Below are 18,586 nucleotides of genomic sequence, written 5' to 3'. Positions count from 1 at the left end.
ACTGGACTGTAGGCGCCGGTGCAGTCTGCTGTCGATACTGTGTGTTCTGCACAGCAGAAAGTTTCCGCGGTATTTCGGGCGCGGCACCGTGATGAGGAGATGGCGGGGCGGCGAACCGGCGAGGATGACCGCGCTGACATCCCGCGATCGAGCCGCCGTTCCATGCGACCTCAAGCGATGAAGCGGTGCTGTCACCGCGCTCTTGGTTCAGGAAGTCGCGAGCAACAAGGCCATGGTCGTTCCGGTGACCACGGCCAGCACCACGGGTGCCACGGCGTGGGAGCGGTGGCGCCGGTGCGTGAAGTCGCGGGCGCGGAGGTGGAATCCCACTGCGCCGATCAGCAGCAGCGTGAGACCCGCCGCGGCCGTGATGGCGAGCGGCCTGAGCCGGAGGCCGGCCGCGAGCCCGAAGGCGCCGACGATCTCCAGGGTGCCGATCGATCGGGTCATCGTCGAGCCGACGCCGAGTCTGAGCAGGTTGGCCGTCACGGGATTCCGTAACAGGACCTTCTGGGCGCCGGCGAGCAGGAAGACGAGAGCGACCAGAGCGCTCAGCGTGCTGGCGGCAAACGACATGGTGTGCCCTTTCGCAGAAAGAGAACGAACATTCGTTTTGTATGGGACAGGCGGCGAAGTTGTCAAGTACGAATGTTCGTTCTACGTTGTGATGCCATGGCACGCATGCCCAAGGAGCATCTCGAAGCCCGCCGCCGCCAGATCCTGGACGCCGCGCGGCGCTGCTTCCTTCGCAATGGTTTCCACGCCACGTCCATGCAGGACGTGCTGGCCGAGGCCGAGTTGTCGGCCGGGGCGGTCTATCGCTACTTCAAGAGCAAGGACGACATCATCGCGGCGACCGCCGCCGAGGCTCTGGCCGAGGTCGCGTCCGCGTTCGAGGCGGACGACGGCACGCGGCCGCCAGATCTGGACAACATCGTCGATCTCGTCCTGGGAGTTGAGCGCCCACCGCTGTCCGGCTCGCAGGAGTCGGCTCAGTTGCTGGTCCAGGTCTGGTCGGAGGCGTTGCGATCGCCGTCGTTGTGCACGGCGCTGAAAGAGGTCATGGCAGAGGCGCGCGGCGTGGTCGGCGGGCTCGTGGCGCGGCATCAGCAGCGCGGGCTGCTACCCGCCGACATCCCCGCCGAGCATGTGGCCGATGTCCTGATGGCCCTGGTCGACGGGTTCCTGGTGCGCCGCGCGGTATACGGTCACGCGGATTCGGCGGCCTTCAGGAACGGCATGCGCGCCCTGATGTCGGCACCCGCGCAAGCCGCCCGGTAGAGATCGTGAGCTCTTGACGGAGCTCGGCGGTTCATGCTCTTCTAAAAAGAACGATCATTCGTTCTAAGAAGGTGTGTTCATGACGGCGAAAGCGGACGTTCTCATCGTCGGCGCGGGCCCGACCGGCCTGGTCCTGGCCATCGACCTCGCCCGGCGGGGGGTGATCCCGCGCGTCATCGACGCCGGGCGTGCGGACCACCGGGAGAGTCGAGCGGTGTCGATCGTGGCGAGATCGCTGGAAATGCTGGACGATCTCGGATTGGCCCAAGCCGCCATCGAACGAGGCGTCCCGCTGCACACGCTGAACTTCTACCAGGGCACGACGGTCCTGGCCGAGATGGACGTGACGGCCGTGGACTCCCCGTTTCCGCTGGATCTGTGCATCCCGCAATGGCAGACGGTCGCGTTGCTGCGCGAGCGCGCCGAGGAACTCGGAGTCTCCATCGAATGGGGCACCCGCCTGGTCGGGCAGCAGGCCGGCCAGCACAGCGTCAGCGTGGAGCTCGGTCACGAGGACGGCCGCGGCGAACGGTGCGAGACCGGGTGGCTGATCGGCGCTGACGGCGCCCACAGCGCCGTGCGTGAGACGGCGGGCATCACCCGGGAGAGAGCCGACCTGAAGCGGGGATTCATCCTGGGCGACGTCGCCGTGGACTGGCCGCTCACGCGCGACCGCTTCCACGTCTACTTCGGCAAGTCCGGCCTCGTGGCGGTCTTCCCCATGGTCGGGGGCTACTGGCGCATCCTGGCCAGTACGCCGGACGACCGGCCGCCGCAGATGCCAGGGCTGGACGACTTCGCCGCCTACGTCGCCGAACGCACGCCCCTGGACTCCGGCGTACGCGATCTGCAGTGGAGTTCGTCGTTCGTGGCCCGCGAGAGCCTGGCCGCCCGGCTTCGCCAGGGCCGGATCCTCCTGGCCGGTGACGCCGCGCACAGCCACAGCCCGGTGGGCGGCCAGGGCATGAACACGGGCATGCAGGACGCCTACAACCTGGGCTGGAAACTCGCGCTCGTCGTCACCGGCCGCGCCGAGGAGTCTCTCCTGGACAGCTACCAGGCCGAACGCCGGCCCATCGTCAAGGCCGTGGTCGACGCGACCTCGGCCACCACGAAGGTCGCCACCGGCAGCACACTGGTCGCCCGCAGAGCCAGGCGGCACGCTCTACACCTGTTCGGCCGGCTCAATCCGGTGCAGCAGCGGCTGTCGAACGCCTTCGGCGAGCACCTCGTCCACTATCGCGACAGTGACCTCGTCTTCGAACGCTGGCACGGGTCACCGGCCAGGGCATGGAGCGACGTCGCCCGTACCGGACCGGAAGCCGGCGAGCTGGTCCGCGACGTCTACGTGGAGAACCGTGAAGGGCCGGTGGCGCTCCGTCACATCCTCCGGACGCCGGGCCACCACCTCGTCCTGTTCGCGGCGGACACGACGGACTCCGCCACCCTGGCCGCCTGGCAGTCCTCCGCACACCAGGCGATGGCCGGGCACGGCGAGGTCCATGTCATCACCCGCGGCCATCTGCCGCACGACCCCATGGACGGAGTCTTCGCCGACCTGCGCAGCGAGGCGCACAACCGTTACGGCGTGCGCCGCCCCAGCCTGTACCTGATCCGCCCGGACAAGTACGTGGGCTTCCGCGGCGACAGCGTCGACTTCGCACCCGTGAGCGACTACTTCCGCGCCCTGGGCGCCCGCCCGTGACACCGCCCGTCAAGAAGAGGAGCTGGACAACCCCGTGACGCAAGAACCGACCGTCCCCACAAGCTTGGCCGGAATCGGCGCGACCGCCTTGGGCGTGGCTCTCCTGCGCGCCCAGGAGAGCAGCCGACCGGACCGGCTGTTCGACGACTCTTACGCACGGCACTTCCTGCAGGCCGTCGATCCGGTGTTCAGCCCTTGGGCCGCCGTGGCCTCTCCGGCGACCGCACGTTTCCTGCAGCTCATGGCCGAGCAGGTCGCCGTCCGCACCCAGTTCCTCGATCGCGCGCTACTGGATGCCGCCGAAGGAGGATGCGAGCAGGTGGTCCTGCTGGCGTGCGGCATGGATGCGCGCGCGTTCAGACTCGCCTGGCCGCCCGGCACCAAGGTCTTCGAGCTGGACTTCGCCGACGTGCTCGCATTCAAGGCGGCCGTGCTCGGCGGCCGCGGCGCGACCGCCGCGTGCCACCGCGTCGAGGTCGCCACCGACCTGCGCCGCGACTGGCCGCGCGCGCTGACGGAGGCCGGCTTCAACCCGGGGCGGCCGGCGGCCTGGCTGGCCGAGGGCATCCTGTACGCGCTTCCGCCCGAAGCCGCCGACCTGCTCCTCGACCGGATCACCACCCTCTCCGCCCCGGCAAGCATGCTCGCCCTGGATCACATGAAGGACTCCGAGCTGCTCCGCAGCGCCCGCGCGGACATCTCCGCCGAGCTCGTCGGCCTGTGGCGCGGCGGCCCCACCGAGAACCTCGACGCCTGGCTCACCCGCCGCGGCTGGCAGCCCGCCGTGACGGACATCGCCGAGGCCGCGGCCGCCTGCGAACGCCCGATTCCACCCGCGTTCGATCCCGCCCACGCCGCCGCCGGCCGCGGCTGGCTGGCCACGGCGCACTTTCCGAAACCTCGCTGACAGGCCCTCGGCGTGCCGGCCATCGAGACCGAGCCTGCCGCCTGCGTACCGGTGCGCTCGCTCTGGTGATCGGCCGCACCTTCGATCTGAGCGACATCGCCGAGGCCCACCGCTACCTGGAAGCCAACGGCCGGACCGGCAAGATCATCGTCACCGTCCAGCGCTGAACAAGGCCCGCTCTCCCCGGCTGACTCCACTCGGGTGTGCCTGGTGACGGCTTCCTTGCCGGCAGGCCGTTATTCGCGTCCGGCCAGGCGGGCGGCGGCGGCGTGCAGGAGCTGGACGTGGGCCTTCTCCAGGGCCGGGCTCCACCGGGAGTCCGGCGCGGCGATGCTCAGCCCGCCGAGCAGGTCGCCGGCGGGGTCGACGACGGCGACGCCGACCGAGCAGACGCCCAGCTCCACCTCGCCCCGGTTGCGGGCGTAGCCGCGGCTGCGCGTCCTGGCCAGCTCGCGCAGGAGGGTGTCGAGACCGGCGGCGTCCTGGTCGCCGGGCTGGGCGGGCGCGCCGTAGCGGGCGCTCACCCACGCGTCGCCTTCGGCGGCGAGCATGGCGCGGCCGATGCTGGTGTCGCGGGCGGGCATGGTCCGGCCCCGCCGGCCGCTGACCCTGAGCGCGCGGGTGCTCTCCACGACGTCGATGTAGCGCACGTCGGTGCCGTCGAGGACGGCGAAGTGCGCCGTCTCGCCGCTCTCCCCGGCCAGGCGGGCGAGGGTCGGGCGGATCTCCCGGGCGACGTCGAAGCGTACGCCGGTGTCGCGGCGCAGGTCGAGCAGGTACGGGCCGGCCCGGTAGCTGCGGGTGCGCGGATCCTGCACCGCGAACCCGCGGTAGACGAACATGGCGAGCAGGCGGTGGGCGGTGGACTGGCCGACGTCGAGCCGGGCCCTGACCTCCGAGAGCTTCACCTCCGGGCTCTCGGCGAGCATCTGGATCAGGCTGAGCGTCCGGTCCACCGATGCGATGGGATACGGCGGTGCGGGCCGTTCCCTGTCCGCTCCCGTCATGGGCACGAACGCTACCGGCCCGGCGAACAGGGGCGCAAACGTGCCTCAGCGCCGGGCGGGTGCGACGGACGACAGCGGGATCACCGGGTACATCGGCGGTTCCTCCCCGGGGACGAGCGCGGTCGGCCCGTAGATCCAGTCGGTGAAGGTGTAGTCGCGCGGGTCGCGGGCGCGCAGGATCGTGTTGCGCCGCAGCCGCCGTTCGCCGTCGAGGTGCCACAGGTCGCCCCAGGCGCGCGCGGTGAGCACCACGCGGCGGCAGTGCTCCGGCCGTACGGCCTCGTACGCGGCCAGCGCGGCGGCCCAGCCGACCCCGCCCCGGCCGTCCCGCTGCCGGGCGACGTGCTCGGCGAGCACCCAGCCGTCCTCGATCGCCATGATCGCGCCCTGCGCCATGTACTGCAGCGGCGGGTGCGCCGCGTCGCCCAGCAGCACGATGCGGCCGTGCACCCAGGTCATGATCGGGTCGCGGTCGTACATGCGCCACCAGCGGTCCCGCCACATCAGCGGGATGCCGGAACGCACGATGGGGGAGGTGGCGGCGAACGCCGCGTCCAGTTCGTCGGGCGTGCCCCAGTCCTCCTCTCCGGCCAGCGCCTTCGGGGAGCGGAAGACGGCGACCTGGTTGAGCATGTCGCCGCCGCGCAGCCCGTAACGCACGAAGTGGCAGCCGGGCCCGACGTACACCACGACCTCGGACAGGTCGACGTCCTGGCCCCGCGTCTCGCTCATCGGCACGGTGGCGCGGTAGGCGACGTAGGCGGAGCTGACCGGCTCGTCGTCCACGAGCAGTTTGCGCGCCACCGAGTGCAGGCCGTCGGCGGCGATCACGACCGGCGCCCGCATGACGCGGCCGTCGGCCAGCTCCACCTGCGCGGCCTGCGCCTCGCCGGGTGCGGCGGTGTTGGCGTAGCCGGCGACCCGGTGGTCGGTCAGCAGTTCCACGCCGGCGCGCCGGCAGGCGCGCAGGAACAGCCCGTGCAGGTCGCTGCGGTGGATCACCATGTACGGGGAGCCGTAGGCGCGTTCGAGGTCGGTCAGGTCGAGCCGGGTGAGCTCGCTGCCGTCCAGGGCGTCGCGCATGACCATGCCCGTCGGCAGCAGGCCGAGGGACTTGGCCTCGTCGAGGAGGCCGTACTCGGCCAGGATCCGGGTGCAGTTGGGCGCGATCTGGATGCCCGCGCCGACCTCGCCGAACTCCTTGGCCTGCTCCAGCACGCGGACCTTGAGCCCCTTGCGGGTCAGGGCGTAGGCCGTGGACAGCCCGCCGATGCCGCCGCCGACGATCAGGACGTCCACCCCGCCGCCGGCCTCGCCGGTCCCGCCGCGGGCCCCGCTGCCGGTCACGCCGGCGCTCACAGCCACGCTCCCAGGTCGGGCGCGCCGGCCAGCCGGTGCGGGCGGCCGGTCAGCCAGGCGGCGCGTTCGGCCAGGGGGCCCTCGACGTCCGGGACGTTGCCGCGCTTGGCGGCGGCGTCGGCGCACAGCGCTTCGAGGAAGGCGGGCGGCAGGTCGGCGAAGGTGACGCCGAGGCCGAGGTCGACGGTGTGCACGTAGACCTCGCGGGCACGCAGCCACGGCACCTCGGTGGCCGGCACGGTGCGGCCCTGCGCGGTGACGACCTCGGCCGCCCACTGCCGCCCGGTCAGCGCCGCCGACGCCTCGGCCAGGGCGGCGGCGGAGCGGCGCAGCCAGGATTCGAGATCGGCGGCCGGCATCCGCAGCCCGCGCTCGATCCCGGCGGCACGCTCCTCGGGGCTCGCGTACATCGGGGTGCGCTCGCCGGTGGCCGCCCAGTGCACGAGGTTGCCGAGCGCGCCGGCGTTGGCGGCGACGTGGGCGAGCACGTGCCCGCGGGTCCAGCCCGGCAGCAGGCTGGGCCGCCCGTACTGCGCGTGCTCCAGCCCGGCCACGGCGTCGAGCAGCAGTTTCGTGCCGTCGTCCGCCCAGCGCCGGGCGTCGGCGAAACTCCGGCTCACGGCCGCACCACCCGGTTGACGCAGGCGCCGATGCCCTCGACCTCCGTCACGACGCTCTCCCCGCCGGTGAGGTACACCTTCGGGTCGCGGGCGTGGCCGACGCCGGCGGGGGTGCCGGTGGCGATCAGGTCGCCGGGGTTGAGCCGCACGACGGTGGAGACGTAGCGCACGAGATGCACGGGGTCGAAGAGCAGCGTGGCGGTGTCGTCCTGCTGCATGACACGGCCGTCGACGGTGGTGCGCACGGTCAGCGCCGGGCGGACGCCGCCGGGCAGCTCGTCGGGGGTCACCAGGTACGGGCCCACCGGGGTGCAGGAGTCCCAGATCTTGCCCTGGGTCCACTCGACGGTGCGGAACTGCCAGTCGCGTACCGACACGTCGTTCATGACGGTGAATCCGGCGATGGCCGCGGCGGCCTCCTGCTCGCCGGCGCGCCGCACGGGCCGGCCGATCACCACGGCCAGCTCGACCTCCCAGTCGAGCGCGTCGGTCTCGGGCGGCTTGACGATGTCGTCGCGCGCGCCGATCAGGCTGTCGGCGAACTTGGGGAACAGCGTCGGGTACGCCGGCAGCTCGCGGCCCATCTCCTTGATGTGGCCGGTGTAGTTGTGGCCGACGCAGATCACCTTCGACGGGCGCGGGACCACGGGCGCGAAGTCCGCGCGCTCGGCGTCGTACGCCGGGCCGCTCGCCGCGGCGGCGGCCCGCTCCCACTCGGCGTGTCCCAGGAAGACGCCGAGATCCTCCGCGCCGAGGTCGACCAGCGTGCCGTCCTCCAGCTTCACGGCGCGGGTGCCGCCGGGCGTGCGGATGGTGGCCAGCCTCATCAGGCGTCCCCCCTCCGGGTCCGGTTGAGCCGCAGCGCCTCGAAGACGGGCGCGTCGCAGAAGCGGAACAGGTCCAGCCCGCCGGAGTCCGAGTCGGTGGCACCGGCCTCCGACCTGGCGGAGAACGACTCCCATGACGGCACCACGAACAGGTCGCCGCGGGTGACCGACCAGGTCGTGTCGCCGACGGTGACCGTACCGGAGCCGTTGAACACCTGGTAGACGCTGGAGCCGGTCTCCCGGACCGGGGCGGTCTCGGCGCCGCGCGTGATGCGGTGCATCTCGGCGCGGATGGTGGACAGCACGTCGCCGCCCGTCGCCGGGTTGGTGAAGCGGACCGCGGCGTGGCCCGGCTCGACCGTCCCGCCGTGCCCCTCGGCCTCGAGGGCGAGCTGGTCGGCGAGCGCGGCGTCGGTGAACTCCCACTTGTAGGCCAGCAGCGGCGAGTCCCCGGCCGGGGCCGGCGTCGCCGTGAGCGGACGCAGGCCGGGGTGGCCCCACAGGCGTTCGGAACGGCTGCGCCGCGGCGTGGTGCGTTCGGCGGCGGACAGCTCGTCGCGGCCGTACTCGAAGAACTGCGCCTCGGTGACGTACTGGAAGGGGATGTCCAGGCCGTCGAGCCAGGCCATGGGCTCGGTGGTGGCGTTGTGGTGGGCGTGCCAGTTCCAGCCCGCCTGCGGCAGGAAGTCGCCCCGGTTCATCGGCACGGGGTCACCGTCGACCACGGTCCACACGCCCGAGCCCTCGACCACGAACCGGAAGGCGTGCTGGGTGTGGCGGTGCTCGGGGGCGTCCTCGCCGGGCATCAGGTACTGGATCGCGGCCCACAACGTCGGCGTGGCGAATGGGCGGCCGCCCAGCGACGGGTTGGCCAGCGCGATCGCGCGGCGCTCACCGCCGCGGCCGACCGGCACGAGCTCGCCGGCGCGGGCGGCGAGCTTGAGGAGGCTGTCCCAGTGCCACAGGTGCGGCACCGCGCGCGAGCGCGGGTGGGCCGGCATCAGGTCGCCGATCTCCGTCCACAACGGGACCAGCAGTTCCTGCTCGAATCCGCGGTAGAGCTCGTGCAGGGCGGGCGTGACGTCGGGCTGGTCGGGGGCCGAGACGGCCTGCAGCCGGACCGGGGTTCGTGTCGTGCTCATGTGTGAGAGAGTGCTGGACATACCGCCACAAAGAACAACACATTCTTCTGTGCAGAACGGGAGGTGCGGTGGACAAGCCGCTGAAGACTCCGCCGGCGTACGCGGTCGCCAGCGTCGACCACGCGCTGCGGATCGCGACGATGCTGCAGCTCGAAGGGGCGCTGACGGTCTCGGAGGCGGCCGGCCGGCTCGGCGTGGCCCGCTCGACCGCGCACCGGCTGCTGCAGATGCTCGTCTACCGCGACTTCGCCCTGCAGGACGAACGGCACCGCTATCACGCCGGCCCCGTGCTCCAGCTGGCCGAGCACTCGCGCTCGCGCACCTCGCAACTGCGCGCGACCGCCCTGCCGCACCTGCGCCGCCTGGTCGACGCCGTCAAGGAGTCGGCCAACCTCACCATCCGCACCGGCGACACGGCCCGGTTCATCGCCAGCGTCGAGTGCGACCAGGCGCTGCGCGTCGGCAACCGCGAGGGCATGGTCTTCCCCGCCCACCAGACCACGGCCGGCCTGCTGCTGCTCGCCGAGCTCACCCCCGACGAGGTCGAGGCCGTCCACGCCCCCGGCCGGTACGCCGAGCAGCCGTCCGCCCGCCCCGACCTGACCCGGCTCAAGGGCGAGCTGACCCGGATCAGGCGGGCCGGGTTCGTGGTCAACCAGGGCCGTTCCGAGCACGGGGTCGTCGCCGTCGGCGTACCCGTGCGCGACGACCAGGGCGTCGCGGTGGCGGGCCTGTCCGTCTCGATGCCGAGCGTCCGCTACCAGCACACCGAGCTGCCCGCCCTCGTGGCGACGCTCCAGGCCGCCGCCCGCCGGCTGGAGGCGGACCTGGCCATGGCCCCGGCCACCTGACGCCGGGGCGTCAGGCCGCCGGGGCGCGGGAGCCGGGCGCCGGCGGGTGCAGGACGATCTTGCCGACGTGCCGCCGCAGCGCGAGCTCCCGCTGCGCCGCGGCCGCCTGGCCGAGCGGGTACGCCGCCGCGATGACGGGCTGGATCTCCGCCCGGCGGGCCAGGTCCATGAGGAGGTCGAAGTGCGCGGGCGTGTGCATCGAGGAGCCGATCAGCTGGGCGTTGTGCAGGTACAGGCGGCGCACGTCGAAGCGCACGCCGTGCCCGCCCAGCGCGCCGGCGACCACCCACCGGCCGCCCTCGCGCAGCAGCGGCAGGCCCTGGCTCACCAGGTCGCCCGCGACCACGTCGAGCGCGACGTCGATGCCGTCCGGAGCGGCCGCGCGGATCTGGGCGGGCAGGTCCCGGGCCCGGTCCAGGACGATGTGCGCGCCCGCCTCGCGTACCGCGTCCTGCTTGGCGGCGCTGCTGACGGCGAGCACCCGCGCGCCCCGGGCCCGGGCGAGCTGCACCGCGGCCAGTCCCACCCCTCCCGAGGCGCCCGAGACCAGGACGGTCTGCCCCGCTTCGAGGCGGCCTCGCTCGATCATCCCCAGGGCGGTCCCGTACGCGGTGGGCAGGGCCGCCAGCTGGTCGTCGGTGAGGGGGGAGCCGGTCACGTCGTGCACGCGCTCCACCGGGGCGAGCACGTACTCGGCGTAGCCGCCGTCACGTTCGCTGCCCATCAGGCCCACGGGGTTCGCGTCCGGGCCGCCGGCGTCGTAGATCGCCGGGTCGACCACGACGCGCCGGCCGATCAGCGCCTCGTCCTTGCGCGCCCCGGCGGCGGTGACCCGGCCGGCGACGTCGGCTCCCTGGATCCTGGGGAAGCCGATCGGCCCGCGCCAGCCCGACAAGGCGTCCGGATCTCCCGGCCGCCCGTAGGAGCCTTCCCTGGTCCACAGATCCGTGTTGTTCAGCGCCACCGCCATCACATGGACCAGCACTTCCCCTTCCGCCGGGACGGGTACGGCCACTTCGGCGCGCTCCAGAGCCTCCAGGCCGCCGTGCCGGGTGATCCGTATGGCGTGCATGGTCTCGGGTGTGCTCATGGGTCTGACGCCTCCCTCAGATATACCGTTCTGTGAACTTCTTGCTAGAGTACACAGAACGGTGAAGGAGGCCGATGACCGAGTCGCGTACCTTGACCCCGGCGGGTCGGCGCATCGTGGCCGCGGCCGAGGAGCTCTTCTACGAGCGGGGCATCACCCCCGTCGGGGTGGACCTGATCGCCGAGCGGTCCGGCGTGACCAAACGGACCCTGTACAACCAGTTCGGCTCGAAGGACGACCTCGTGGCCGCCTACCTCGCCGGGCGCGACCGGCGCTGGCGCTTTCTGGTGTCCGCGGCCGTCGAGGCGTGCGCCGATCCCGTCGAGGCGGTCACCGCCCCCTTCGCCGCGCTGCGGAGCTGGAGCGAGACCAATTCCCGCGGCTGCGCGTTCATGAACGCCCTGGCCGAACTGCCGGACCCCGAGCACCCCGCGCACCGCATCGCCGCGGCCCAGAAACGCTGGCTGCTGCGCCTCTTCGAGCAACTCGCCAGCGCGGCGGGCTGCCAGAACCCGGCCGCGCTCGCCGTCCGCCTTCTCGTGCTGCACGAGGGCGCGCTCGCGACCCAGCCCCTCCCCTTCGACACCCTCACGGAGACCACCGAGCTCGCGCGGGCCCTCGTACGAGCCGCCGTGACCTCGGCCTGAGCGCGTAACCACGGAAGAAGACGGCCTGGAGGAAGGAATCCCAGCGGGTGAACGGGGGCGCAACCTGACCATCTTGCGATGATATGGGCGTATCGGGCTATCATCGCCATATGGCGATCGATCCTGATGGCGGCCGGTGCGTCAGCACCGACATCGCCGCCGGCGTCTCCCCGGCCGCGGCCCTGTTCCACTCCCTGGCCGACGAGACCCGGCTGCGCATCGTGGCCCGGCTGGCCCGCGGCGAGGCCCGCGTGGTGGACCTGACCGGCGAACTGGGCCTGGCCCAGTCCACGATCTCCAAACACCTGGCCTGCCTGCGCGACTGCGGCCTGGTCGACTACCGCCCGCAGGGCCGCCAGTCCTTCTACTCGCTGACCCGGCCCGAGCTGATGGACCTCCTCGCCTCCGCCGAGCACCTGCTGGCCGCCACCGGCCACGCCGCGGTGCTGCGCCCCGTCCACCGCACCCCACAGCCTGGACTCGACCACGACCTCGCCCAGCTCGACGGCGCCTCCGCCGGGACGAGGAACGCGGCGGGGGAGGCGACATGACGACCGCGCTGAACCCGCCCGCCCCGGACCGGCGCGCCGTGCTGCGGCGCCGGATCCGGCTGCTGGTCGCGGCCACCATCACCTACAACGTGCTCGAAGCCGCGGTCGCCATCACCGCCGGCACGGCCGCCTCCTCCGCCGCGCTCATCGGCTTCGGCCTGGACTCCATCGTCGAGGTGGCCTCCGCCGCGGCGGTGGCCTGGCAGTTCGCCGCCGCCGATCACGAGCAGCGGGAACGGGCCGCGCTGCGCGTCATCGCGATCTCGTTCTTCGCCCTGGCCGCCTACGTCACCTTCGACGCCGTCCGCGCGCTGCTCGGCGCCGGCGAGGCCGAGCACTCCACCCCTGGCCTGATCCTGGCCGCGCTGTCGCTGGTCATCATGCCGTTCCTGTCGCATGCGCAGCGCCGTGCCGGCCGCGAGCTCGGCTCGGCTTCGGCGGTGGCCGACTCCAGGCAGACCCTGCTCTGCACCTACCTGTCGGGGGTGCTCCTGGCCGGCCTGGCGCTCAACAGCCTCTTCGGCTGGTCCTGGGCCGACCCGATCGCCGCGCTGGCCATCGCCGCCGTCGCGGTCAAGGAAGGCCGCGAAGCGTGGCGGGGTGACACCTGCTGCCTCACCCCGATCACCGCTCCCTCCGCCGCTGCCGAGGGACGGGACGAGGGATGCGGGACCTGCGCCCCCGGCTGTTCCTGCTGCTCACCGTCCGGAAGCTGATCTGCGTGCTGGTGTGGCGTCATGACGCGCCACCGAAGCCGACCTCAACGCTGCTTGAGCTCCTAGCGTGAATCCGCAACTCCTTGTCGAACGCTCAGGACGATCACCATGCGGATCAGCAGTGATCATCGCCGATCTCGTGATGCCGGGCTCCGGGGTGCCTGGGATCCCGGCATCACGGCGCAGCACCACGAGCACGGCCCGCGAAGGCCCTGGCTCGCCTTCGATCACGCGGGCTCGCAGACGCAGAGCTGAAGCCGCGCGTCCCCCGCGAACGGCCGCCCCGACCAGTCACCGAACCGCTCCACGAGCCGCAGGCCGCCGAGTGACAAAAGCAGCGGCAGCTCCTGCGGGAAGATGCTCCTGACCTCGAGCGGCGCGACGACGAAGTCGGGCTCGGCGGCCGTCGACAGGTGCCACGTCCCGCGGGTGACCTGCGCGGAGGCGTCGTAGACATCGGTGACGTCGACGTTGACCTCGCCACGGTCGGGATCCGTGAACGTCTCCCGCCTGCGCCGCACGCCATCGGCCGCGGCCAGCAGGCGCACGCTCGGGTTGAACACGTCGAAGACGAACCGCGCTCCAGGCGCCAGATGTCGCCGGACCGACCGGAAACAGCTCACCAGATCCTCGGCCTCGTGCAGATGCAGCAGGGAATTGGCGGCGATGAACACGAAGTCGAAGGTGCGGCCCAGATCGAAGGCCCGCATGTCGCCTTGCGTCCATTCCACCGCCACCCCGCGCTCATCCGCCTTGCGCCCGGCCTCGGCCAGCATGTCCGGCGAGAGGTCCAGCCCGGCGCACGGATGCCCGTCGGACGCGATGGGGATCAGCTTGTTCCCGGTGCCGCACCCGAGCTCCAGCACGCGCCCGCCCTGCCGGTCGGCTTCGGCCCGATAGAAGCCGACCGCGGGCCCGCCGCCCGGGAACATCAGGTCGTACAGCCTGGCGTGCGAGTAGAACACCTCACTCATCAAGCGCCACCTCCTTCGCGACTCAGCCGTGGTGGTCCGCTGATTGAAGCGCGTCCGCCACGGCCGCGCCAACAGCTTTACCGTCCTCGGCGGTGAAGGACGCGCCGACGCTGCTCCAGAACCGGGCCCGGTAGCGAAAAATCGGCTTCTCCTGTCCCTCTTCCGGCCGACATCCCTAAGATCCGCCGTTCACGGCGGACCACCTGTACTCCGCCGCACAAGCCGCCCCTTTTCACGAAAAAGCGTGAAAGAGGAACGCCATATCGGATGAGTAGGGGATGTGACTGCCAATTCGACGGCTCCGGATCTCGCCGATCCACGGGAGACGATCAGCGACGAGGCTCTGGTGGAGCTGTCGCGCCGGACCCCGGAACGGTTCGGTGAGATCTACGACCGGTACGTGAGCGAGATCTACGCCTACCTGGGCAGGCGGCTCGACCGGCAGGCCGCGGACGATCTCACCGCCGAGGTGTTCCTGGCCGCGTTCAGGAAACGCGAGACGTTCGACCCCGGGCGCGGCCGGGTCCGGCCCTGGCTGTACGGCTTCGCGAGCAATGTCATCGCCGTGCACCGGCGGGCCGAGGCCCGGCGGCTGGCCGCGCTGCAGCGCAGCGCCGGCACCGACGACGACCGGGAGCACGGCCACGAGGATCGCGTGGTCACCCGCGTGGACGCCGGGAGCGCGCAGGGGCGGCTCGCGGCCGGGCTGCGTGCGCTGCCCGACGGCGACAGGGACGTGCTGCTGCTGAGCGCGCTGGGCGAGCTGAGCCATGAAGAGGTGGCGCAGGCGCTCGACATCCCGTACGGCACCGTCGGCTCCCGCCTGAACCGGGTGCGCAGAAAGCTTCGTGCCGCCCTGGGCGGCGTCAATCCGTTGCATGGAGGCTCTGATGGATGATTACCCGGCGGTGCGGGACCTGCTGCCCGCGCCGTCGCTGCCGCCCGAGGTCGAGCGGGCCGGGCGCGACCGGCTGGCCGCCGCCTTCGCCCAGGAGCGGGTACGGCGCCGCCGCAGGTCCGCCAGGTGGAGTGCGCTGGCGCTCGGCCTGGCCGGGGCCGCCGCCGCGGCGATCGTGATCGCGAACGTCGCGCCCGCCGGCGTGCCCGTCCCCCATGGAGCGGTCGCGCAGGCGGACGGCAAGCGATTCCTGCTGGTCGCCGCCGCCTCGGTGGCCGCCGTGCCCGACGAGGGCGCGTGGTGGGGCAGCACGGAGGTCCAGGGCCGGCAGTTCCACGAGCCCGGCGGCCGGTACGTCCTGCGGGAGAGCGAGTCGGTCGAGACCTGGATCCCCGCGGACCCCGAAGGGCTCACCTGGTACCGCCAGACCCCCCACGGGATCAAGCCCGCGACACCCCAGGACGAGGCGGCGTGGGTCGCCGACGGCTCGCCGGCGTCCTGGACGTTCGACAAGCCCACGGAGATCGGACGCTCCGGAGTCGTACGGTCCGAGCCCCGTGAGCGGCTGACCTGGTCGACCGAGGACTGGGACTTCCGCATCCTCACCGCCGGCAAGCCGCTGACCAAGATGAACGAGGTGCCCGACACCCCCGAGGGGCTGAAGGCGCTCTTCGCCGCCGACGACCGGACGACCATCGACACCGCGGCGCGGCTGCTGTTCTTCGCGCCGGTGACGAGCCGGACCAGGGCCGCCGCGTACCGGCTGCTCGCCTCCATGCCCGGAGTCACCGCCGCCGGGCAGGTCACCGACGTGCTCGGCCGCGCCGGACAGGCGGTCGAGTACGACTCCACCGAGTTCGCGCCACCGACCTACCGGGGGCCGACCAGGACCCGGCTGGTCATCGACCCCGCCTCCGGCAGCCCTCTTTCCCTCGAAGTCCGCTCCGCCGCCGACGGCCTGCTCCTGACCTACACCGCGCTCCAGGACAGCCGCTGGGCGGAGGCAAACCCTCTTGAAGGAGAATGAATGAGACTCACGCTCACCGCTACCGTCACCGCCGGGCTGCTGCTGGCCGGCGTGGCCGCGGCTCCGGCGTCCGCCGACGCGCCGAGGGGGGCGTACTGGCGGGTCGCGACGACCTTCACCACGATCCACCCCCACGCGGTCGGCAGCGGCTACCACCTGACTCAGAGCAACGTGAGCGTCGACTGGTTGTCGCCCACGGGCAAGAGCTATTCCGGCCTGCGTGAGCTGGGAGCCAGGCCCGCGACCAGGAAGGACGAGGCGGCCTGGCGCGCCGACGGATCCCCGTCCACCTGGGCCTACCGCACGGAAGGCATGAAGATCCGCCTGTCCACCCGCCCGGGCAAGGGCTCCCTGCACGCGCAGGAGGAGCCGCGCGGATTCCGGCTGGGCGAGAAGAACGTCACCTATGACCAGCTCCAGGCGCTGCCGACGGATCCCGAGGCACTCAGGAGGCAGCTGGCCGCCGAGGTGAACGCCTGGATCGACGAAGCCGCGGAAGAGGCCAGGACCACCGCCCCCAAGGCGACGAAGAACGACTGGCTGGCCAACTTCGACCGCTATGTCGCCGCGCGGGCGGTCGAGCTCCTGTACGCCGTCCCGGTGCCCGGCAAGGTCCGGAGCGCGGCGTACCAGGTGCTCAAGACCACCAAGGGCGTCAGCGCCCTCGGCCGGAGCAAGGACCCGCTGGGCCGCACCGGCCAGAAGTTCGCCCTGCCCGTCTCCTCCAGGAAGGGATCGGTGCTCGAACAGCAGCTCCTCGTGGACACCAAGTCCATGATCCTGCTGGCCGAGTACACCGACCTCAGGAACGGCGGCAAGCCGGTGCTCGGCAAGTCCGGCGTGCAGACGATCAAGGCCGGCTGGACGAACGACAAGCCCGCCGCACCAGGCGCGAGCTGACCCCCCGCCGCAGCCCCGCCCTTTCCGCCGGGGCTGCGGCCCTTCGCCGCGATAGGCGATCATGTGCCCCATGTCCACCCCCGCGGAAGCACCCGCCTCAACCTCATCCGGACGATCGCGGCTCGCCCGCAGGGCCGGCTGCCTGGCCTGGCTGCTGCTGCCGTTCGTGCTGCTCTGGGCGCTGGTCAAGCTGCCCGGGTGGATCAACGACTTCGAGCTCGCCCGCATGGCGGACCGCGTCGTGGAGCATCCGCGGCTGCCCGGGACGACCTCCGGGGAGTTCGATCCGCAGGTGAAGGTGAGGGGTGGCGATTCCGGCGACTGCTGGTACACCATCCGCTTCACCCTCGACGTTGACGTGCCGGTGGAGCAGGTGCTGAGCCACTACCGCCAGGCGAAGATCGAGGACCCCGACGGACAACGCGACGACTACGAGGTCTCGGCCTGGGCCCTGGTGGACGAGCCCGGCGGCGAGACCACGGAGGACTCTGCCCCAGGTACCCTGATCATCGACCTGGACGGCACGTTGAACGGCGGGCTGGACCCGCGCTGCCTGTGAGAGCCGGACGCACAAGCCGACGGTTTCCCGGGTTCAGGAGGCCGTGGGCCCGACCGGCACTGGCTCACGCGTCACGTGGCCGGCAGGCGTCGGCGACGGCGCCGGGGTCCCAGTAGAAGGGGCGGCATTCGCGCATGCGCCCATCCCTGACGGTGATCAGTTGCACGATCAACGTGTCGACCTCCTGCCCGGTGGCACGGGCACGAAAGCGCACCCGGTTCCGCACGACCACGGTCTCCTCATCACCCCAGTGCTGCTGCTCCAGGAACTCCATCGACTCCCAGACCTCACTGAACCGGGCCAGAAATCGCTCCATGCCGTCGTGACCGCGCCAGGTACCGGTGCCGGTGAAAGGCAGCCCGGGCGCCTGATGCAAGACCACCTCCGGATCCAGGTAGGCAGCGACCTGGTCGTAGCTCGCCGCACCGAATCCACCCGCGGCCACGTACGCGGCCTCGGCCTGGTAGAACTTCCGCATCACCGCCCAAGCGTCATCCGGCGACCGCTCATCCGCCCTCGCTCCGGCCTGATCCTCGGTCATGTCCGCTGTGCTCATGACGCCCAGCATCGCCGACCGGGACGGGTCTCCACTCGCGGCGATCAGACCTCTAACGTGGGTTCCCACAGCGCGCAGCGGCTTCCCCGTGAGGCTCAGCGCATCCCCCCGAGGGCGTGATCGGCTCCGCGAACCTCGTTCCTCATGCGCCCTCTCAGCAGGAGCAGACCGGTGACGGAGAGCGTGCAGATGAGGGTGAGGAGCTGGAGGCCGTAGGAGATGTCCTGGGTGGGCAGCAGCATGTTGCCGGTGTGGAGCCCGACGTGCACGCCGACCGCCATCCACACCGTCCCCGTACGTGCCCGCGCCGCCCCGCAGGCGAAGCCGAGCGCGATCGCCTGGACCACGTAGAGCAGGCGTTCGGCGAGAGTGTCCGCCGCGCTCTGCGAGATGATGTGCAACGCGCCGAACACCACGGACGTCACCAGCAGCACGGCCCTCGGCGACAGCCGGTCCGCCAGCGTGTCGAACAGGTGCCCCCGCCACAGCAGCTCTTCCGGGAACGCCTGGCCGAGCAGGGCCAAGGCGATCGCGAGCGGCAGATAGGGCAGTTGAGGGCCGATGTGATCCCACGGCACCCAGGTGGCCACGCCGAGCGTCACCGACACCACGCTGGAGGCGGCCACCGCGGCCCCGCCCGCCAGGAGGCCCGCCAGAAGGTGCGGCACCGCCTGCCGCGATCGCGCGAGTCCCACATCGCGCCACGGGCGGCGGTGGAGGAAGCGGCGGACCAGATAGATCAGCCCGAGCGAGGCCAGCGTGATGCCGGCCGTGCCGAGCGGCCGGTAGAGGGGGTGGCCGGGGTCCAGCAGCAGGGTCACGGGTGCGGAGCCGCCGATCACCTGGCCGAACATGACGGCGACCGCGATCAGGACGGCCCAGACGGGGTGGGTGATTCTCATGGTGGCCCACGCTAGGAAGCCCGAGGGTGGCCGCGCATCGGACCGTGGATTGATTCCGGCATGACCA

22 protein-coding genes are annotated in these 18,586 nt (G+C 71.9%); 12 read left to right on the top strand and 10 right to left on the bottom strand.

The window, feature by feature from the left end:
* Positions 1-207 precede the first annotated feature (207 nt).
* Positions 208-576 carry a DoxX family protein gene (locus tag B0I32_RS40310; RefSeq protein ID WP_106248673.1) on the bottom strand — a complete coding sequence of 123 codons (369 nt, stop codon included), beginning with the start codon at positions 574-576 and terminating at the stop codon, positions 208-210.
* A 105-nt stretch (positions 577-681) separates the two neighbouring features.
* Here B0I32_RS40310 and B0I32_RS40305 point away from each other — a divergent pair, with 105 nt between their 5' ends.
* From B0I32_RS40305 to B0I32_RS61150, 4 genes are all read left to right on the top strand, one after another.
* The gene (locus B0I32_RS40305) at positions 682-1,281 is read left to right on the top strand and encodes a TetR/AcrR family transcriptional regulator (protein WP_219912263.1); all 600 of its coding nucleotides are present in this window, start codon (positions 682-684) and stop codon (positions 1,279-1,281) included.
* A 79-nt stretch (positions 1,282-1,360) separates the two neighbouring features.
* Positions 1,361-2,986 (top strand): FAD-dependent monooxygenase, encoded by a 1,626-nt coding sequence (locus B0I32_RS40300; RefSeq protein WP_146178491.1) that lies wholly within the window; start codon positions 1,361-1,363, stop codon positions 2,984-2,986.
* 34 nt (positions 2,987-3,020) lie between these two features.
* Positions 3,021-3,893, top strand: a complete 873-nt coding sequence (locus tag B0I32_RS40295) for an SAM-dependent methyltransferase (protein WP_219912262.1) — start codon at positions 3,021-3,023, stop codon at positions 3,891-3,893.
* Positions 3,800-4,060 (top strand): zinc-binding dehydrogenase, encoded by a 261-nt coding sequence (locus B0I32_RS61150; protein ID WP_106248819.1) that lies wholly within the window; start codon positions 3,800-3,802, stop codon positions 4,058-4,060. Before B0I32_RS40295 ends, B0I32_RS61150 begins: the two co-directional genes overlap by 94 nt.
* 69 nt (positions 4,061-4,129) lie before the next feature.
* Here the strand turns inward: B0I32_RS61150 and B0I32_RS40285 are convergent, their stop codons facing one another.
* Genes B0I32_RS40285 through B0I32_RS40265 form a run of 5 tightly spaced genes read right to left on the bottom strand, consistent with a single transcriptional unit; the run spans position 4,130 to position 8,848 of the window.
* Complete coding sequence (locus tag B0I32_RS40285) at positions 4,130-4,900, bottom strand: IclR family transcriptional regulator (protein WP_106248668.1); 771 nt, start codon at positions 4,898-4,900, stop codon at positions 4,130-4,132.
* A gap of 45 nt (positions 4,901-4,945) precedes the next feature.
* Positions 4,946-6,259 (bottom strand): FAD-dependent oxidoreductase, encoded by a 1,314-nt coding sequence (locus B0I32_RS40280; protein WP_245956325.1) that lies wholly within the window; start codon positions 6,257-6,259, stop codon positions 4,946-4,948.
* A complete protein-coding gene (locus B0I32_RS40275) occupies positions 6,256-6,879 on the bottom strand; it encodes a maleylpyruvate isomerase family mycothiol-dependent enzyme (protein ID WP_106248666.1) in 624 nt (207 codons plus the stop codon). Before B0I32_RS40275 ends, B0I32_RS40280 begins: the two co-directional genes overlap by 4 nt.
* The gene (locus B0I32_RS40270) at positions 6,876-7,706 is read right to left on the bottom strand and encodes a fumarylacetoacetate hydrolase family protein (RefSeq protein ID WP_106248665.1); all 831 of its coding nucleotides are present in this window, start codon (positions 7,704-7,706) and stop codon (positions 6,876-6,878) included. Before B0I32_RS40270 ends, B0I32_RS40275 begins: the two co-directional genes overlap by 4 nt.
* Entirely contained in the window at positions 7,706-8,848 is a 1,143-nt protein-coding gene (locus B0I32_RS40265) for a cupin domain-containing protein (RefSeq protein ID WP_106248663.1), read from the bottom strand. Before B0I32_RS40265 ends, B0I32_RS40270 begins: the two co-directional genes overlap by 1 nt.
* A 68-nt stretch (positions 8,849-8,916) precedes the next feature.
* Between B0I32_RS40265 and B0I32_RS40260 the strand changes: the two genes are divergently transcribed.
* Positions 8,917-9,699, top strand: a complete 783-nt coding sequence (locus B0I32_RS40260) for an IclR family transcriptional regulator (protein WP_106248661.1) — start codon at positions 8,917-8,919, stop codon at positions 9,697-9,699.
* A gap of 10 nt (positions 9,700-9,709) precedes the next feature.
* Here B0I32_RS40260 and B0I32_RS40255 read toward each other — a convergent pair whose 3' ends face one another.
* Entirely contained in the window at positions 9,710-10,789 is a 1,080-nt protein-coding gene (locus tag B0I32_RS40255; protein ID WP_106248660.1) for a zinc-binding dehydrogenase, read from the bottom strand.
* A 74-nt stretch (positions 10,790-10,863) separates the two neighbouring features.
* On the opposite strand from B0I32_RS40255, the gene B0I32_RS40250 reads away from it, so the two are divergent.
* From B0I32_RS40250 to B0I32_RS40240, 3 genes are all read left to right on the top strand, one after another.
* On the top strand, positions 10,864-11,436 hold the full coding sequence (locus B0I32_RS40250) for a TetR/AcrR family transcriptional regulator (protein WP_106248658.1): 573 nt from the start codon (positions 10,864-10,866) through the stop codon (positions 11,434-11,436).
* Between the two features lie 110 nt (positions 11,437-11,546).
* Entirely contained in the window at positions 11,547-11,987 is a 441-nt protein-coding gene (locus tag B0I32_RS40245; protein WP_106248657.1) for an ArsR/SmtB family transcription factor, read from the top strand.
* Complete coding sequence (locus tag B0I32_RS40240) at positions 11,984-12,703, top strand: cation efflux transmembrane domain-containing protein (RefSeq protein ID WP_106248655.1); 720 nt, start codon at positions 11,984-11,986, stop codon at positions 12,701-12,703. Before B0I32_RS40245 ends, B0I32_RS40240 begins: the two co-directional genes overlap by 4 nt.
* Positions 12,704-12,930: 227 nt before the next feature.
* Here B0I32_RS40240 and B0I32_RS40235 read toward each other — a convergent pair whose 3' ends face one another.
* A complete protein-coding gene (locus tag B0I32_RS40235; RefSeq protein ID WP_106248654.1) occupies positions 12,931-13,677 on the bottom strand; it encodes a class I SAM-dependent methyltransferase in 747 nt (248 codons plus the stop codon).
* Positions 13,678-13,957: 280 nt separating this feature from the next.
* Between B0I32_RS40235 and B0I32_RS40230 the strand changes: the two genes are divergently transcribed.
* The 4 genes from B0I32_RS40230 to B0I32_RS40215 all read left to right on the top strand — a co-directional run bounded on the left by B0I32_RS40230 (position 13,958) and on the right by B0I32_RS40215 (position 17,061).
* The gene (locus tag B0I32_RS40230) at positions 13,958-14,575 is read left to right on the top strand and encodes an RNA polymerase sigma factor (protein ID WP_245956324.1); all 618 of its coding nucleotides are present in this window, start codon (positions 13,958-13,960) and stop codon (positions 14,573-14,575) included.
* Entirely contained in the window at positions 14,568-15,602 is a 1,035-nt protein-coding gene (locus tag B0I32_RS40225) for a CU044_5270 family protein (RefSeq protein ID WP_106248652.1), read from the top strand. The genes B0I32_RS40230 and B0I32_RS40225 overlap by 8 nt, the downstream gene beginning before the upstream one ends.
* The gene (locus B0I32_RS40220) at positions 15,603-16,502 is read left to right on the top strand and encodes a hypothetical protein (protein ID WP_106248650.1); all 900 of its coding nucleotides are present in this window, start codon (positions 15,603-15,605) and stop codon (positions 16,500-16,502) included.
* A gap of 70 nt (positions 16,503-16,572) precedes the next feature.
* The gene (locus tag B0I32_RS40215; protein ID WP_106248649.1) at positions 16,573-17,061 is read left to right on the top strand and encodes a hypothetical protein; all 489 of its coding nucleotides are present in this window, start codon (positions 16,573-16,575) and stop codon (positions 17,059-17,061) included.
* A 64-nt stretch (positions 17,062-17,125) separates the two neighbouring features.
* Here the strand turns inward: B0I32_RS40215 and B0I32_RS40210 are convergent, their stop codons facing one another.
* Positions 17,126-17,617, bottom strand: coding sequence for a nuclear transport factor 2 family protein (locus B0I32_RS40210; RefSeq protein ID WP_106248814.1), 492 nt, complete (start codon positions 17,615-17,617; stop codon positions 17,126-17,128).
* 95 nt (positions 17,618-17,712) lie between these two features.
* Positions 17,713-18,519: a CPBP family intramembrane glutamic endopeptidase gene (locus B0I32_RS58215; protein ID WP_181308323.1), complete on the bottom strand. Its 807-nt coding sequence runs from the start codon at positions 18,517-18,519 to the stop codon at positions 17,713-17,715.
* Positions 18,520-18,586: the final 67 nt, after the last annotated feature.

It is taken from the genome of Nonomuraea fuscirosea (assembly GCF_003001935.1).
Lineage (GTDB): Bacteria > Actinomycetota > Actinomycetes > Streptosporangiales > Streptosporangiaceae > Nonomuraea > Nonomuraea fuscirosea.
The sequence above is the reverse complement of the archived record's forward strand: the minus strand, read 5'-3'. Positions and strand labels throughout refer to the sequence as shown.

Excerpts from the sequence above, each read along its gene's own strand:
- B0I32_RS40240 (WP_106248655.1), top strand. The coding sequence starts at position 11,984 with ATGACGACCGCGCTGAACCCGCCCGCCCCGGACCGGCGCGCCGTGCTG.
- B0I32_RS40245 (WP_106248657.1), top strand. The coding sequence starts at position 11,547 with ATGGCGATCGATCCTGATGGCGGCCGGTGCGTCAGCACCGACATCGCC.
- B0I32_RS40210 (WP_106248814.1), bottom strand. The coding sequence starts at position 17,617 with ATGAGCACAGCGGACATGACCGAGGATCAGGCCGGAGCGAGGGCGGAT.
- B0I32_RS58215 (WP_181308323.1), bottom strand. The coding sequence starts at position 18,519 with ATGAGAATCACCCACCCCGTCTGGGCCGTCCTGATCGCGGTCGCCGTC.
- B0I32_RS40300 (WP_146178491.1), top strand. The coding sequence starts at position 1,361 with ATGACGGCGAAAGCGGACGTTCTCATCGTCGGCGCGGGCCCGACCGGC.
- B0I32_RS40310 (WP_106248673.1), bottom strand. The coding sequence starts at position 576 with ATGTCGTTTGCCGCCAGCACGCTGAGCGCTCTGGTCGCTCTCGTCTTC.
- B0I32_RS40255 (WP_106248660.1), bottom strand. The coding sequence starts at position 10,789 with ATGAGCACACCCGAGACCATGCACGCCATACGGATCACCCGGCACGGC.
- B0I32_RS40225 (WP_106248652.1), top strand. The coding sequence starts at position 14,568 with ATGGATGATTACCCGGCGGTGCGGGACCTGCTGCCCGCGCCGTCGCTG.
- B0I32_RS40215 (WP_106248649.1), top strand. The coding sequence starts at position 16,573 with ATGTCCACCCCCGCGGAAGCACCCGCCTCAACCTCATCCGGACGATCG.
- B0I32_RS40235 (WP_106248654.1), bottom strand. The coding sequence starts at position 13,677 with ATGAGTGAGGTGTTCTACTCGCACGCCAGGCTGTACGACCTGATGTTC.
- B0I32_RS40305 (WP_219912263.1), top strand. The coding sequence starts at position 682 with ATGCCCAAGGAGCATCTCGAAGCCCGCCGCCGCCAGATCCTGGACGCC.
- B0I32_RS40265 (WP_106248663.1), bottom strand. The coding sequence starts at position 8,848 with ATGAGCACGACACGAACCCCGGTCCGGCTGCAGGCCGTCTCGGCCCCC.
- B0I32_RS40220 (WP_106248650.1), top strand. The coding sequence starts at position 15,603 with ATGAGACTCACGCTCACCGCTACCGTCACCGCCGGGCTGCTGCTGGCC.
- B0I32_RS40250 (WP_106248658.1), top strand. The coding sequence starts at position 10,864 with ATGACCGAGTCGCGTACCTTGACCCCGGCGGGTCGGCGCATCGTGGCC.
- B0I32_RS40270 (WP_106248665.1), bottom strand. The coding sequence starts at position 7,706 with ATGAGGCTGGCCACCATCCGCACGCCCGGCGGCACCCGCGCCGTGAAG.
- B0I32_RS40285 (WP_106248668.1), bottom strand. The coding sequence starts at position 4,900 with ATGACGGGAGCGGACAGGGAACGGCCCGCACCGCCGTATCCCATCGCA.